We start from the raw sequence: 12,529 nt of genomic DNA on the forward strand, positions 1-12,529 counted from the left end.
ACGATGCTTCTTTTATCGCCTAAAAATTGGTGGGCATTTGTTTTGATTTGTTTAGGCTGATGCAGACACCAATTTTTATGGGGTAAAAGAAGCATCAGCCAAAAAAAGAGGGGGTCAAGAAAAAAAGTTTAAACAACTTCGGCATGAAATTTTGGTTTTTGCAAAAAGCCTGTTTGCTTAAATTGTGGTTTGCATATAAGTATTGTTTTTTGAGAAAATATTATTAAAAGTTTAATAAGGAAGGCTTGTAAAAAGCAGCAATGAATAAAAAACAAATCTATCCAAACTTGTTTTTCATCCCCAACAAACCAAAAGTGCCGCCGGTATGGACGGCCAAAATTTTTGAGCCAGGTTTAAAATACCCTTTTTTAGCGAGGTCAAAGATGGCAAAAAGCATTTTGCCGGTATAAACCGGATCAATCAGGATGCCGGTTTGGGCGATAAAGTTTTTGATAAAAGCAATCAGTTCGGGCGTTGTTTTTGCATAGCCGCCAAAACCATAAGCTGTATGAACATTAAACGATGCTTCTTTTAGCAGGTATTTTTCGATCTCCTGCCGCATCCAATCCGCATTTTTAAAAACCGGAACGGCATGAAAAGTTGTGGGCAGCTTTTTTTCGGAAAGACCGTTGATGATTCCGGCAGCGGTAGTCCCGGTTCCGCAGGCACAAAAAAGGTGGTCATAAGTTTCTTCCAGTTCATCCACCAACTCGGTGCAGCCTAAAGCAGACAGGGCAGAAGCGCCGCCTTCATCCACAAAATAGGCGAAAGGGTCATTAGAAAAGTGGTTTAAAAATAATTCCTGTTTATGCTGATAGCTTTCCCGGTCGGTAAAAATCAAATCCATCCCCAACAACGAACACATAAACAAGGTGTCGTTCTGCACTTTTTCGCCGCGTACAAAACCGGTAGTTTTAAAACCGAAAACAGCACCGACAGCAGCCGTGGCCAGCAAATGGTTAGAAAAAGCGCCGCCAAAAGTAACCAAACGGGTTTTATGTTGAAGCCGGGCATCCTGCAAAACATACTTCAACTTGCGCCATTTATTGCCGGAAATGAGCGGATGGATGAGGTCATCGCGTTTTAAATACAACGCCAAATTTTGATCGGTAAAAACAGCATCGTCAATTTTTTGGACCGGGCTGTTGATCGGAAAATCCATCCCGTAAAGGAAATCATTTTACAAACCAAAACCAACGCCGGCATTTTTCAGCATAAAAAATGGTGCATAAAAGAAGCATTCCATGTTTCCGCCAAAAAAATGGTTCCCCAAAAAACTGCTACTTTTGTGCCCAATGAACGAGGAAACAGAAGTTTACGAACAAGACCAAGACCTTTACGAGCATTTGCGGATTGTGGTAGATAAAGGCCAGTCGTTGCTGCGGATTGATAAATTTCTGATGAACCGGATGGAAAACGTTACCCGGAACCGCATCCAAAACGGGATTGATTTGGGCAATGTTTTGGTGAACGACAAACCCATCAAAGCCAGTTACAAAGTTAAACCGGGCGATGTAATTTCGGTTGTGCTGCCGCATCCGCCACGCGATACGGAGGTTTATCCCGAAAACATTCCGCTCGATATTGTTTACGAAGACGATGATCTGCTCATCATCAATAAACCTGCGGGACTGGTCGTTCATCCCGGCTTTAATAATTTTAACGGCACGCTGGTCAATGGTTTGGTGTATCATTTTAACCAGCTGCCGGAACTGCCGGGCAACAGCGGGCGGCCTGGTTTGGTGCATCGGATTGATAAAGATACTTCGGGTTTGCTGGTGATCAGCAAAAACGAAAGGGCAATGGCCTGGCTGGCAAGGCAATTTTTTGACCATACCATTACCCGAAAATATTTGGCTTTGGTTTGGGGCGATTTGGAAACGGATGGAACGATTACCGGTTACATCGGACGCAGTTTGAAAGACCGCCGCGTAATGTCTATTTACGATGACGAAGAAAAAGGCAAATGGGCCGTAACGCATTATAAAGTTTTGCAGCGCTTAAATTATGTTACGCTGATTGAATGCCAGTTGGAAACCGGCCGCACGCACCAAATCCGGGCGCATTTAAAACACATCGGCCATCCTTTGTTTAACGATGCAGTTTACGGCGGCGACAAGATTTTGAAAGGGACAGTTTTCACGAAGTACAAACAATTTGTAGAAAATTGCTTTGAGTTGTTACCGAGGCAAGCTTTACATGCACAAACGCTGGGTTTTATCCATCCAGGCAGTAAAAAACAGGTTTATTTTGAAGCGCCTTTGCCAAATGATTTCCGCCAGGCTTTAGAAAAATGGCAGAAATATGTGGCTTCGGGAAATAACGAAAACGATTGATCGCATGTTTTGATTCTTCATGTCGCTGATATTTGATAACTATAACGGAGAGATTGTTCCGGCAAACCAACGTGTTTTGCAATTCAACAACCGTGCTTTCCATTACGGCGACGGTTTGTTTGAAACCATGCGGATGATGAAAGGCAATTTGCAGTTTGCCGGTTTGCACGCCAAACGTTTGCAAACCGGCATGAAAGTTTTAAAGCTGGACGGTTATTCGGAAATGGATGCCGATTTTTTGAAAGACAAAGCGCGCGAACTTTCAACCCGAAATAAAGCTAAAAATGGCCGGTTGCGTTTAACGGTTTTTCGTGATGCCGAAGGCTTGTACACACCTGCGGCAAACAAAGCTGCTTATGCCATAGAATGGGAAACCTTGCAGGACCAGCAGTATTTGCTGAATGCACGCGGCCTGCTTATGGATGTGTACGAGGATTTGACGAAGCCGATAAACATGCTGTCCAATCATAAAACCTGCAACTCCTTGCAATATGTGCTTGCAGGCGTTTACCGGAAACATAACCGCTTGGACGAAGCTTTCATCCTTAATCAAAACGGGTTTTTATGCGAATCCATCAGCGCAAATATCTTCATCAAATATAACGGAACGTTGTACACACCAGCTTTGAGCGAAGGTTGCATCAAAGGCGTGATGCGGCAGGTAGTGATAGATTTAGCCCTTAAAAACAGCATTGCGGTTACGGAAGCACAGATCAAACCACAAATACTGAATGAAGCGGAAGAGGTTTTTCTGACCAATGCCACCCGCGGCATCCAATGGGTTTTAGGCTTTAACCGCAAACGTTATTTTTACGAAACCAGTAAGTTTTTAAGCCAGAAGCTAAACGAACAGATTAACGTGGGCGAAGCAAGCTGATGCTTCTTTTACTGTGCATTTTTAATTACCTGCTGCAATTGTGCACTACTAACCACGCCGGATTGCCGCCATTTAATCTGCCCTTTCTTAAACAATATCAATGTTGGCACGCCTTGCACCTGGTACGCCGCGGCTGCTTTCGGATTTTTGTCCACGTCAATTTTCAAGATCGTAACCTGGTCTTGCATTGTGCTTTTCAGGCTGTCTAAAATCGGTGCCTGGCTTTTACACGGCCCGCACCAGGTAGCAAAAAAATCTACCAAAACCGGTTTATCGCCTTTGATCAAATCTGCGAATGTTGCTTTATTTTCCATAAAAACAAGAACAAGCAGCAATTGCAGATTGTTTGAAAGCAGCAGATTTTGAAAATACGTTTAAACTAATTCGGCAAAGTAGTGTTCTGCATATAAAACCAAAAAAAATGGCACTTAAAAAAATAACTTTAACGTTTATAGGTTTGCTGACGGCCGGTGTGTTTGCATCTTGCAACGGCAGTCATGATAAATCAGGCATTGATACAAAAAACGGCCAATCGCCTGAGGCAGGCACTACACCGGGCAATGATACTTCGCACCAAACCAGCCGTATAAGAGAAACTGTGGGCGGCGTAAAAACACAACCGGAAGGCGCGGCCCCAAAAAGCGCCAACGGAAGCACAACGGCACAAGGCATGGTGGGTGCCGATTCTGTTTACCTGAAAAACACGCAAAAGTCTCAGCGTTAATAGCAACCCTGTCAGTTTATCCCGCTTAAATATTAAAATATTAAAAATGAAAAAAATACTTTTCTTTGCTTTGATCCTGGCCACAAGTGCTGTTTTTGAAGCCTGCAACAATGGGTCAAACGGTGATGCTTCCCGCCGGGGAAAATCAGATACGGTTGGCAATACGGGTGTTGTCCGCATGAAAGACAGCACCAACGGGATGCAGGATACCTTGCAGCATAAATAAAATCAAGGTTTTTTTGCTGTCATTTCGATCAAAGGGAGAAATCTTCTTCAAAGTTGCTTGGCTTTTCTTGTTAAAAGAAGATTTCTCCTTTGGTCGAAATGACAACACTAACCAGCAATTTTCTCCTTCATCAACGCTTCCTTTTCAATCTTTTTCTGCAGTTCCAAAATACCGCCAATCAACGCTTCCGGCCGAGGCGGACAACCTTGCACGTAAATATCAACCGGAATAATCCTGTCAACGCCTTTTACTACGTGGTAGCCGTGTTCCCAATACGGGCCGCCGCAGTTGGAGCAAGAACCCATCGAAATAACGTATCGCGGTTCGGGCATTTGTTCGTACAAACGTTTGATCCGTTCGGCCATTTTAAAAGTTACCGTTCCGGCAATGATGATCACATCCGATTGCCGCGGTGAAGGCCGCGGAAAAACGCCGTAACGGTCCAAATCATAAGTGGAAGCATAAGAACCCATCATTTCGATGGCACAACAGGCAATGCCAAAACTCATGGGCCAGAGGGAAGACAGCCTCGACCAATTTAATAAATCATCCAGTTTGGTAACGATTACGCCACCGCTTTCCTGTTTGTTTCCCGCACTCATTTTAAGGTTTTTTTAAGGTTGGTTTAAACATTGGTTTGCGCACCACGGTTGTTGCCGATGCTTCTTTTACCACTATATTTTCTGTTTTTTCTTCTGTAGAAAATGGTATAGTCGCATAACTTATCTCGTTGATTTTATTATATACTGATGCCGGAATGTTTACTTGGACCCGCGGTTGCACCACTTTAGTTTTAATCCATTCCAAATCCCCTTTTACCCAAACATAAATTAAGCCAAGTATCAAAATCCCCATAAAAACGAACATTTCTGCGAGGCTGAGCCAGCCCCATCGTTCGTCCTGCGCAATTAATTCATGGCTTCCAAAAACCGTTGCCCAAGGGAAAACGAACACCATTTCCACATCAAATAGCAAAAAAATTAAGGCGATGACGTAGAAGCGCGAGTTCAATTGCACCCAGGACGAGCCGGTTGGTTCTTCTCCGCATTCGTAAGATGAAAGCTTTTCAGCATTCGGTTTATCGGGCGCAATCAGTTTATTTAACAACAAAAGGCCGCCGGTCAGGACAAAACCGGTAATTAAAAACACGAGTATCTTGCCAAATTCGGATATTTGCGAAACTTCTTGCATGGATACAAATTTAACAAAACACAACGATTTTGATGCCGTAATTATTGGCGGCGGTGCCTGCGGTTTGTTTTGTGCCGTGCAGGCCGGATTGTTGGGCAAACGGGTTTTAGTGCTCGAAAAAAACAAAGAACCGGGCGCAAAAATCCTGATCAGCGGTGGCGGGAGGTGCAATTATACCAACCTCAACACTTCGGCGCAGCAGTTTATTTCGGCCAACCCGCATTTTTGTAAATCGGCTTTTTCGCAGTTTACGGTAGAAGATACGATCATTTTTTTTGAAGCTTACGGCATCCGCGGAAAAGAAAAAACGTTGGGCCAGCTTTTTCCCGAAAGCAATAAAGCCAGGGATATTGTCAAAATTTTTACGGATTTATGCCGCGATACCGGCCAGGAAATTTTGTGCAGCGCAGAAGTAAAAAGTATAGATAAAAACAGCATCGGCTTTAAAATTTGTTTTGTGCGAAACGGGCGGGAAGAAACCATCGAAACAACAAAAGTGGTGATTGCAACCGGCGGGTTGCCGATTTCAAAAATGGGTGCCACAGATTTTGGGTTGAAAATTGCACGTCAGTTTGGGTTGAAAATTACGCAAACGGCACCGGCTTTGGTCCCGCTGACCATTACCGGCAAAGAGCAGCAATGGTACGAACAGCTTTCGGGCAGTTCGATTTTTTGCCAAGTAACTTGCGGCGAAATGAGTTTTGAAGAGAATATTTTGTTTACGCATTGGGGTTTAAGCGGGCCGGCAATTTTGCAAATTTCGTCGTATTGGAAACCGGGAATGGGCATTGAGATTGATCTGCTTCCAAACGAAAACATCCTTAATTTAATTGAAACCGAACGCAAGCTGAACGGCAAAAAGCAATTGCTTACGTTGCTTTCAAACTTATACACCCGCAAATTTGCCGAAGCGCTGATGCTTCTTTTACCGGTCGAAAAAAACCTGGCCTCGTTAAGCAAAGCTGATTTGGAGGAAGTTGAAAAAGTAATCCACCATTTTAAAACAAAACCCGCCGGAGATAAAGGTTACGATAAAGCAGAAGTGATGCGCGGCGGTGTTGCAACGGAAGAATTGTCGTCTAAAACTTTGGAAGCCAAAAAAGTGCCCGGCTTATTTTTTGGCGGCGAATGTGTGGATGTTACGGGCTGGCTGGGCGGCTATAATTTCCAGTGGGCTTGGGCAAGTGGTTTTGTGATTGCGCAGAATTTGTAAAAGTTTTAAAATTTAGTTTAAACTATTTCCTTTACCAAGTCCATTCTTTCAGGTCAAACTTATTTGGTAACTCTTGCGACAAAAGCTCATCGTTTTTTTCGGCGTGCATTTGCTTTGCCGCTTCCGCCCAGCCTTGTCGCGGATTGGGTTTGATAATGATATTTCCATTCTCAATTTCAACCTCAACCAAAGAGTTTGATGTTAAGTTTAACTGGCGTAAAAGAGCCGAAGGAAGTATGATTCCCTGGCTGTTGCCAATATTGATGATGTTGGTTTTCATAAACTTCAAAACAAATATATTAGAATTGCAATAACAATATGGATCATTCCGATGGAAACATTAAAATATAAAGTCATCAAAACCGAAGAACAATATTGGCAATATTGTAATATTTTGGAAGCATTGGTGGATAAAAAAACCAACGAGGAACAAGAAGACGAAATTGAACTTTTAACTTTTTTGATTGAAAAGTGGGATGAAGAACATCAAATTTCGCAGCAAAATGATCCCGTTACTTTGCTTAAATATTTGATGGAAGAAAATAACATGAAACCAAAAGATTTGGCTGATTTGTTGGGAGTTGGCAAAAGCGTGGTGTCTGAAATTTTGAATTACAAAAAAGGTTTTTCAAAAGAAATTATCAGAAAACTGGCAGAAAGGTTTAAAGTAAAACAAGAAGCTTTTAACCGTACTTATCCGCTGATTGTATCCAATAAAACCAAAAGTTTAAAGGAGCTTTCGGTAGGAAATTAAAAAAACAAGGATTGCAACCTTGTTAAAATTGCAATCCTTGTTTAATGGTAACATACTTCTTTTACCGGCATAAATTTTGCCTATTTCCCGCCTCTCGAATTTAACAAACCTTCCGGGACTTTTAACTTCCCGTCAATGGTGATCAACCCGTTCACTTCATCTTCAATATCAGTAGCCTGGGTATAAACATCGCCGGCAATCGGGCGTTTGCGCAGTTCTTCTTTATACAAACGGATTTGCTGCGTGCGTTCGTTGTCGCTTTTCGGGCCGCCATAATCCGAAAAACCAAAGCCGCCCCACTCGCTAACAATTAATGGAACCTGGCGGCGGAAAAAGAACGGGTCGCCAACCACCAGCGGGTTTGCAGCCACGCCATTTAATTGTCCGCTGGCCAATTCGTCCAGCAGTTCCTTCCAGCGTTTCAAATCAGGTGTATATAAATGTGCAGTCAGCAAATCAGATTTCAATCTCCCTAAATAAGAAATATGTTGCCAGCCATCGTTGTCCACCACCAGAAATTGCGGTTCTGCGAGTTTCATAAAATGGTACATGTCCATGATATACTGGCGGGTTTCCGGGTTGGAGGCAATATCCTGCGCGCCCCAGTCTTCATTATATAAACTCCAGATAATGACAGAAGGGTGCGTACCAATCAAAGCCAGCATCCGCAATAATTCTGCCCGGTGGTTGGCCCTGCTTTTAGCATTAGAAGTGTGCGGGCTTGGAACTTCTACCCATAAAAGAAGCCCTAACTTATCGGCCAGGTTATAGATGCGCGGGTCAACACCGGCAATGTGTATCCGGACCAAATTACAGCCCAAAGCTTTCATGGAATGCATGTGCTGTTTAATTTCTTCATAAGTTGCGCCACCAGGCTGGTATAAAATACCATCAAGGTAAACAGGGTTGTCATTGAGGTAAATACAGCAGCCACGTGCCTCAACTTTGCGAAGCCCGAAACTTGTTTCAATCTCAGCAATATACCCATGTGGGTCAACCAGTTGTGCAACTAAACGGTAACGTACAGGAGATTCGGGCGACCAAAGCTCTGCACCCGGGATTTCTATTACCACACGCTGTTCTTTTTGCCCTGCTTCCAACAATAGCGGGTATTCATCGGTTGCAATCGGCTCGTCCTGGTCAGGATGTTTGTTAAAAACCTGTAATTTAATGGTATAAGCACCAGGGTCGTGGATGCGCGTGGTTAAATTAAGGCGGACCATTTTTTCTTCGACCAAACTTACCACACCAACCCGCGAACGCAAACGGTTGCGTTCTACCGATTCCAGCCAAACGCTTCTTACGGCCCCGGTATAGGTTTGGTACCAAATTCCGCCGCGTTTATATACCGACGATTCCTGCTTTCCACGGGTAGTGTCAGCATCTTTTGTGTCTGCAATACGAACAGTTAACCGGTTAACCGGTTTCATTTCTTTCTCGTCCAGTTCGTAGGAAAAAGAAGTGTATTCGCCCATATGTACCAGTTCGCCTTCAATTGTTTGCAAGGGCAGCCCGTTCAGCCAAACCTGCGTTTCGTAACCGCACGCACCAAAAGTAAGCTGGATAATAGACGGGGGCAAACCAGGCCCGTTGCTCGGAACCGGCATCGGAAATTCGCGCTCGTACCAAACAACAACTTTATCTTCCCAGGATTTTTCTGCGGATTTTCCTTTGGCTATTTGTTGTTCTACGCTTCCCGGCCAGTGTGCCGTATCTTCGTATTGATGGTTTAAGTACCAGTGCTCTTCCAGGCCCCGGTCATCAGAATCGAGGGCAAATTTCCATTCCCCATCCAATAAAGTAAAAGAGTTGGGACGAATTACAGCCCTGGGCAGCGGATTGTTGTAATCTCCCCCGGCGTGGTCTTCTTTGCTTTTGGAAAAGCCATAATTGGGGCGGTTTAGTTCAAAGCTCATATCAATATATTAGATGCTGTTTTTATCGGGTAAATTTTAGTCTGGGTTACCAACAATAGATTGGTTTATTGCGGTAAAGTTTAAAACGGCAAAGGTTTGTTGTTTTTGTAGGAAAGGTTGAAGAAAATACGTTAACTAAAGGATAGAAGTTTCAGTATTAAATCAATTTAAAAGTTTTTGTTTGAAGCAAGTTTTGTCCATACTTCTTTTACCACATAAAAATGCTTATTGTTTAATAAATTTTCAATTAAAGCATAACGCTTTCGGTTGCTGTTTTTTTAAAACAAGATTTATAACTTTAACCCATCAAACTAAACAAAATCCAACATGGCGCAAGAATTAGAACCTGCAGTTCAGGATAAAATCAACCAATGGCTTCAGGGAAGCTATGACGAAGGCACGAAAAAAGAAATCCAACAATTGCTGGACGGACAAAAGTACACCGATTTGACGGATGCTTTTTACCGCGACCTCGAATTTGGCACCGGCGGTTTGCGCGGCATCATGGGCGCAGGCTCAAACCGCGTAAACAAATATACCATCGGCACGGCAACGCAGGGCTTAAGCAATTATCTGAAAAAAACTTATCCAAACGAGCAAATTAAAGTGGCCATCGCGCACGACAGCCGCAACAATGCCGACTTTTTTGCCAAAACTACTGCCGATGTTTTTTCGGCCAATGGCATCCATGTTTACTTTTTTGAAGCATTGCGGCCAACGCCGGAACTGTCTTTTGCCATCCGCCAATTGGGCTGCAAAAGCGGCGTGATGCTCACGGCCTCGCACAACCCGAAAGAATACAACGGTTATAAAGCTTATGGCGAAGACGGCGGCCAGTTTGTTTCTCCGGCGGATACGGACGTGATGAATGAAGTTTCGGCCATCAAAACAATTGATGAAGTAAAATTTGACCGCGTTGAAGCAAACGTAGAATTGATTGGCGAAGAGATAGACCAGCAATATTTGAAAGATATTTTGACCTTGTCAGTTTCCAAAGAAGCCATCCAACGCCAAAAAGATTTGAAAATTGTTTATTCGCCAATCCACGGCACCGGAATTACGTTGGTGCCAAAAGCGCTGGCCGAATTTGGTTTCGAAAACGTGATTTTGGTAGATGAACAAGCTACGCCCGATGGCAATTTTCCGACCGTTGTTTATCCAAATCCGGAAGAAAAAGAAGCGTTGACTTTATCGCTGAAAAAAGCAAAAGAAACCGATGCCGACCTGGTTTTGGCAACCGACCCTGACGGCGACCGCGTTGGAATCGCTGTAAAAAACGACCAGAACGAATGGATCCTGTTCAACGGGAACCAAACCGGCAGCCTGTTATTGAATTATTTGATGACGGCCTGGCAGGAAAGCGGCAAGCTGACCGGCAAAGAATACGTGGTAAAAACGATTGTAACCACTTATTTGATTGATAAAATCGCGGCTTCCAAAAACATCAATTGCTACAATACTTTAACTGGTTTTAAATACATCGGCCAGTTGATGACAAAACTTTTAGGCAAAGAAACCTTTATTGCAGGTGGCGAAGAAAGTTATGGTTATTTGGTCGGCAGTTTTTCTCGGGATAAAGATGCCGTGGTTTCTTCGGCTTTTATTTCGGAAATGACGGCTTTTTACAAAGATAAAGGCAGCAGTTTGTACGAAGCCTTGGTTGAAATGTACCTGCAATATGGTTTGTATAAAGAAAAATTGGTTTCCATCACCAAAAAAGGAAAAAGCGGTGCCGAAGAAATTGTGGCCATGATCGAAAAATTCCGCACCACGCCGCCGACAGAACTGGGCGGATCAAAAGTGGTGGTTTTGAAGGATTATGAAAAAGGCGTGGAAACTGATTTGAATTCGGGCAATACCACCAAACTGGATTTCCCAAAATCAGATGTGTTGCAGTTTGTAACCGAAGACGGCAGCATTGTTTCGGCGCGCCCATCCGGCACCGAGCCCAAAATCAAGTTTTATTGCAGTGTAAACGCGCCTTTGGCAAGCAAAGAAGCCTACCACGAAACCGACAAGCAACTGGAAGACAAGATTGATAAAATGATGAAAGACCTGCAAGTGTAGATGCTTCTTTTATCGGGTAAAAATCAGTGAAAAACCCAAACCAAAAGACCGGAAAGTTTGCGCTTTGCCGGTCTTTTTGTTCATGCCGAAATTTTTTCGGCATCCCACAAGCAAGGTTTCGATCAGGCAAGAGAGATTGTGAAACAAGTTCAGGATGACTAAGGGCGATGCTTCTTTTACCACCTAAAATTTGGTGTGTTTTTGTCATGCCGAAATTTTTTCGGCATCCCATAAGCAAGGTTTCGATCAAGTAAGAGGGATCATGAAACAAGTTCAGAATGACTAAGGGCAATACTCCTTTTACCACCTAAAAATTAGCCGGTATTTAATTTGGGTTTATTTAAATTGATGCAAACACCAGTTTTTATAGGCTAAAAGAAGCATCAATTTTTTTATGTTAATTTTTAAACAGGCAAGTTATTTGTTTAAAATTGCGCAGGGTTTTTTTAAAAAATCCCGGACACAAAAATTTATACAATGATATTAAAAACAACAACAAAATGGATTGCTGCGATTGCGGCTATGGCCATTATGCTTGGCGGAACACAGGCCAATGCGCAAACTTTTACAAAGAAAAAATCGGCCACAAATTCTAAAAACGTATTGCGTTTAGGTTTGGGTTTGGAAGGCGGTTATGCAACCAAAAACTTTTCAAATTTTGAATTGGGCGGAACGGCACGTTTGCAATACGATTTGGCCAACAACCTGTCGCTGATGCTGACGCCCGGTTTTTATCATTTTTTTGCCAAAAACGGCGAGTTCCAAGCTACCGACAAAGGTTTGTACAGCAATGACTTGAACATGGTTCCGGTAAAAGCCGGGGTGAAATCTTTCTTCGCCCAAAATTTTTATTTAAGCGGAGAAGCCGGTGCCGGTTTTGAACTGAACCACGCTAAAGAAACCAAACTGATTTTATCGCCGGGCATTGGTTACGCCGGCAACAAAGGTTTGGATTTGGGCTTGCGTTACGAAAACTTTTCGGGCAACCACAGCAATTATGGTATCATCGGTTTGCGCCTGGCTTACGGGTTTAAATTATAACCGGTAAAAGAAGCATTCTGTTTTTCTATAATTGCAAACTTATATCGAAGTTGTTTAAACTTTTATTTTTTTGTTAATTCTTCTGAGGAAAAATACGCAGAATGCCATCCAGTGCATCGCCATCCAGTTCCTGGATAGGACTTCATATCTGATAACCAATCCCTTAAAGCCGTCCATCCAAGCG

At 43.1% G+C, this 12,529-nt stretch carries 14 protein-coding genes; 8 read left to right on the forward strand and 6 right to left on the reverse strand.

Annotated features, from left to right (window positions below; translation table 11 throughout):
- Window positions 1–277 precede the first annotated feature (277 nt).
- Window positions 278–1,162, reverse strand: a complete 885-nt coding sequence (locus V5804_RS12700) for a 1-aminocyclopropane-1-carboxylate deaminase/D-cysteine desulfhydrase (protein WP_369591767.1) — start codon at window positions 1,160–1,162, stop codon at window positions 278–280.
- Between the two features lie 133 nt (window positions 1,163–1,295).
- Here V5804_RS12700 and V5804_RS12705 point away from each other — a divergent pair, with 133 nt between their 5' ends.
- Together V5804_RS12705 and V5804_RS12710 are read left to right on the forward strand one after the other, a co-directional pair.
- Window positions 1,296–2,336, forward strand: a complete 1,041-nt coding sequence (locus tag V5804_RS12705; protein WP_369591768.1) for an RluA family pseudouridine synthase — start codon at window positions 1,296–1,298, stop codon at window positions 2,334–2,336.
- Between the two features lie 19 nt (window positions 2,337–2,355).
- Window positions 2,356–3,213, forward strand: a complete 858-nt coding sequence (locus V5804_RS12710; protein ID WP_369591769.1) for an aminotransferase class IV — start codon at window positions 2,356–2,358, stop codon at window positions 3,211–3,213.
- Window positions 3,214–3,221: 8 nt separating this feature from the next.
- Here the strand turns inward: V5804_RS12710 and trxA are convergent, their stop codons facing one another.
- Window positions 3,222–3,527 (reverse strand): thioredoxin, encoded by a 306-nt coding sequence (trxA, locus tag V5804_RS12715; protein ID WP_369591770.1) that lies wholly within the window; start codon window positions 3,525–3,527, stop codon window positions 3,222–3,224.
- 107 nt (window positions 3,528–3,634) lie between these two features.
- Between trxA and V5804_RS12720 the strand changes: the two genes are divergently transcribed.
- Both V5804_RS12720 and V5804_RS12725 read left to right on the forward strand, forming a co-directional pair.
- On the forward strand, window positions 3,635–3,937 hold the full coding sequence (locus V5804_RS12720; protein WP_369591771.1) for a hypothetical protein: 303 nt from the start codon (window positions 3,635–3,637) through the stop codon (window positions 3,935–3,937).
- Window positions 3,938–3,983: 46 nt separating this feature from the next.
- The gene (locus tag V5804_RS12725) at window positions 3,984–4,163 is read left to right on the forward strand and encodes a hypothetical protein (RefSeq protein ID WP_369591772.1); all 180 of its coding nucleotides are present in this window, start codon (window positions 3,984–3,986) and stop codon (window positions 4,161–4,163) included.
- A 107-nt stretch (window positions 4,164–4,270) separates the two neighbouring features.
- On the opposite strand, the gene V5804_RS12730 is transcribed toward V5804_RS12725, so the two are convergent.
- Both V5804_RS12730 and V5804_RS12735 read right to left on the reverse strand, forming a co-directional pair.
- The gene (locus tag V5804_RS12730) at window positions 4,271–4,765 is read right to left on the reverse strand and encodes an NADH-quinone oxidoreductase subunit B (RefSeq protein ID WP_369591773.1); all 495 of its coding nucleotides are present in this window, start codon (window positions 4,763–4,765) and stop codon (window positions 4,271–4,273) included.
- Window position 4,766: 1 nt separating this feature from the next.
- Window positions 4,767–5,354 (reverse strand): NADH-quinone oxidoreductase subunit A, encoded by a 588-nt coding sequence (locus V5804_RS12735; protein ID WP_369591774.1) that lies wholly within the window; start codon window positions 5,352–5,354, stop codon window positions 4,767–4,769.
- Here V5804_RS12735 and V5804_RS12740 point away from each other — a divergent pair.
- The gene (locus V5804_RS12740) at window positions 5,353–6,567 is read left to right on the forward strand and encodes an NAD(P)/FAD-dependent oxidoreductase (protein ID WP_369591775.1); all 1,215 of its coding nucleotides are present in this window, start codon (window positions 5,353–5,355) and stop codon (window positions 6,565–6,567) included. The genes V5804_RS12735 and V5804_RS12740 overlap by 2 nt on opposite strands.
- A 31-nt stretch (window positions 6,568–6,598) precedes the next feature.
- On the opposite strand, the gene V5804_RS12745 is transcribed toward V5804_RS12740, so the two are convergent.
- Window positions 6,599–6,847: an AbrB/MazE/SpoVT family DNA-binding domain-containing protein gene (locus V5804_RS12745; protein WP_369591776.1), complete on the reverse strand. Its 249-nt coding sequence runs from the start codon at window positions 6,845–6,847 to the stop codon at window positions 6,599–6,601.
- A 51-nt stretch (window positions 6,848–6,898) separates the two neighbouring features.
- Between V5804_RS12745 and V5804_RS12750 the strand changes: the two genes are divergently transcribed.
- A complete protein-coding gene (locus V5804_RS12750) occupies window positions 6,899–7,321 on the forward strand; it encodes a type II toxin-antitoxin system HigA family antitoxin (RefSeq protein WP_369591777.1) in 423 nt (140 codons plus the stop codon).
- Between the two features lie 80 nt (window positions 7,322–7,401).
- On the opposite strand, the gene V5804_RS12755 is transcribed toward V5804_RS12750, so the two are convergent.
- Window positions 7,402–9,237 (reverse strand): glycoside hydrolase family 2 protein, encoded by a 1,836-nt coding sequence (locus V5804_RS12755; RefSeq protein ID WP_369591778.1) that lies wholly within the window; start codon window positions 9,235–9,237, stop codon window positions 7,402–7,404.
- A 327-nt stretch (window positions 9,238–9,564) separates the two neighbouring features.
- Between V5804_RS12755 and V5804_RS12760 the strand changes: the two genes are divergently transcribed.
- On the forward strand, window positions 9,565–11,304 hold the full coding sequence (locus tag V5804_RS12760; protein ID WP_369591779.1) for a phospho-sugar mutase: 1,740 nt from the start codon (window positions 9,565–9,567) through the stop codon (window positions 11,302–11,304).
- 477 nt (window positions 11,305–11,781) lie between these two features.
- Complete coding sequence (locus V5804_RS12765) at window positions 11,782–12,345, forward strand: hypothetical protein (protein WP_369591780.1); 564 nt, start codon at window positions 11,782–11,784, stop codon at window positions 12,343–12,345.
- Window positions 12,346–12,529: the final 184 nt, after the last annotated feature.

This window comes from Mucilaginibacter sp., assembly GCF_041088075.1.
Lineage (GTDB): Bacteria > Bacteroidota > Bacteroidia > Sphingobacteriales > Sphingobacteriaceae > Mucilaginibacter_A.

What these genes read in the sequence shown, in the direction of transcription:
- V5804_RS12700 (WP_369591767.1), bottom strand. Translation starts at nt 1,162, where the DNA reads ATGGATTTTCCGATCAACAGCCCGGTCCAAAAAATTGACGATGCTGTT.
- V5804_RS12705 (WP_369591768.1), top strand. Translation starts at nt 1,296, where the DNA reads ATGAACGAGGAAACAGAAGTTTACGAACAAGACCAAGACCTTTACGAG.
- V5804_RS12710 (WP_369591769.1), top strand. Translation starts at nt 2,356, where the DNA reads ATGTCGCTGATATTTGATAACTATAACGGAGAGATTGTTCCGGCAAAC.
- trxA (WP_369591770.1), bottom strand. Translation starts at nt 3,527, where the DNA reads ATGGAAAATAAAGCAACATTCGCAGATTTGATCAAAGGCGATAAACCG.
- V5804_RS12720 (WP_369591771.1), top strand. Translation starts at nt 3,635, where the DNA reads ATGGCACTTAAAAAAATAACTTTAACGTTTATAGGTTTGCTGACGGCC.
- V5804_RS12725 (WP_369591772.1), top strand. Translation starts at nt 3,984, where the DNA reads ATGAAAAAAATACTTTTCTTTGCTTTGATCCTGGCCACAAGTGCTGTT.
- V5804_RS12730 (WP_369591773.1), bottom strand. Translation starts at nt 4,765, where the DNA reads ATGAGTGCGGGAAACAAACAGGAAAGCGGTGGCGTAATCGTTACCAAA.
- V5804_RS12740 (WP_369591775.1), top strand. Translation starts at nt 5,353, where the DNA reads ATGGATACAAATTTAACAAAACACAACGATTTTGATGCCGTAATTATT.
- V5804_RS12735 (WP_369591774.1), bottom strand. Translation starts at nt 5,354, where the DNA reads ATGCAAGAAGTTTCGCAAATATCCGAATTTGGCAAGATACTCGTGTTT.
- V5804_RS12745 (WP_369591776.1), bottom strand. Translation starts at nt 6,847, where the DNA reads ATGAAAACCAACATCATCAATATTGGCAACAGCCAGGGAATCATACTT.
- V5804_RS12750 (WP_369591777.1), top strand. Translation starts at nt 6,899, where the DNA reads ATGGAAACATTAAAATATAAAGTCATCAAAACCGAAGAACAATATTGG.
- V5804_RS12755 (WP_369591778.1), bottom strand. Translation starts at nt 9,237, where the DNA reads ATGAGCTTTGAACTAAACCGCCCCAATTATGGCTTTTCCAAAAGCAAA.
- V5804_RS12760 (WP_369591779.1), top strand. Translation starts at nt 9,565, where the DNA reads ATGGCGCAAGAATTAGAACCTGCAGTTCAGGATAAAATCAACCAATGG.
- V5804_RS12765 (WP_369591780.1), top strand. Translation starts at nt 11,782, where the DNA reads ATGATATTAAAAACAACAACAAAATGGATTGCTGCGATTGCGGCTATG.